This is a genomic window from Actinosynnema sp. NPDC023658 (assembly GCF_040639995.1).
Classification (GTDB): Bacteria; Actinomycetota; Actinomycetes; order Mycobacteriales; family Pseudonocardiaceae; genus Actinosynnema.
Genome location: NZ_JBFAAX010000956.1, coordinates 1 through 1,025 on the forward strand (window position 1 = coordinate 1; position 1,025 = coordinate 1,025).

Consider the following 1,025-nt stretch of genomic DNA (forward strand, 5'->3'; position numbering starts at 1 on the left):
CCGGGCCCGGCCCGGACCCGACGACTTGCCAACGATCCGTGATGCCGGCAAAACTGCAAGGTTTCTCGGTTTCGCCCACGCGGAACCCGGTGGGCGGAACCGACCGGAGGAACACGCCGAGCGGTCCGCGGGACACGGGAGGGGTCAGGCCATGGACGCGAGGACCGGGCACGAGGACGAGTGGCGCTTGGCGGAGATCGAGCGGGGGCTGACCGTGGTCGATCCGGCGTTGGCCACGGCGCTGAGCACGTTGTCACCGGTGCGGCGCGTGGCGTGGTCCTGGGTGGCGGTGGCGGTCACCGGCATCGGCCTGCTGGTGCTCGGCGTGCTGGTCGGCAGCGCGGCCATCCTGGTGCTGGGCATCGCGTCCGCGTTCGCCGGGTCGGTCGTGGCGGGCTGGCAGGGCTCGGACGAAGGCTGGTACCAGACCCTGTGAGGCGCTCGGCGTGACGACGCCGGACACCGCCGGCGTGCCGACGCCGAGAACCGCCGGCGTGCCGCGCACGGCGATCGCAAGGTGATCGCAAGGTGATCGCAAGGTGCAACGGCGTCTTTTCCCGCCACAGTGGGGCGTGCTCCCGACGACGACACCGGCCGCACCACCGCGAGAGTCGACTCCCGGCGCCGCGCCGCGGGGGAGGGCCGCCGGTGAACGAGGGCAATAGCACCGTGGTCCTGGTCATGGAGGACCGCGGTTCACCGCCGCGGTCCGAGGTCGAGCAGTGGCTGCGCGACCGCATGAAGGGCTGGCACGACCACGACGTCCTGCTCGTCGGGGTGGTCGTCGGCGAGCTGCTGGACAACGCGCAGCGCTACGGCGCACCGCCGTACGTGCTGGAGCTCGTCCTGGACCAGTGGGTCGAAGCGCTCACCATCCGCCTCCGCAACCGGGCACCCCGCCACAGCGCGGGGTGGACCTCCGGCGCCGGGCTGCTGACCGTGGACGCGCTGACCGAGCAGTGGGGCGTGGTGTCGGCGGCCGAGCACACGACCGTGTGGGCCAAGATCCGGTTCGACGGCGGACC

Annotated in this window: 2 protein-coding genes; both read left to right on the forward strand. The window is 72.5% G+C overall.

Annotated features, from left to right (window positions below; all coding sequences use genetic code 11):
- The first annotated feature begins 151 nt into the window (after positions 1-151).
- Positions 152-436 (forward strand): DUF3040 domain-containing protein, encoded by a 285-nt coding sequence (locus AB0G02_RS36870; protein ID WP_360804130.1) that lies wholly within the window; start codon positions 152-154, stop codon positions 434-436.
- Positions 437-648: 212 nt separating this feature from the next.
- Positions 649-1,025, forward strand: a 377-nt coding sequence (locus AB0G02_RS36875) for a hypothetical protein (protein ID WP_360804133.1), incomplete at its 3' end; no start/stop codon positions are given.

Coding starts and splice junctions, on each gene's coding strand:
- AB0G02_RS36870 (WP_360804130.1), top strand. CDS start 152: ATGGACGCGAGGACCGGGCACGAGGACGAGTGGCGCTTGGCGGAGATC.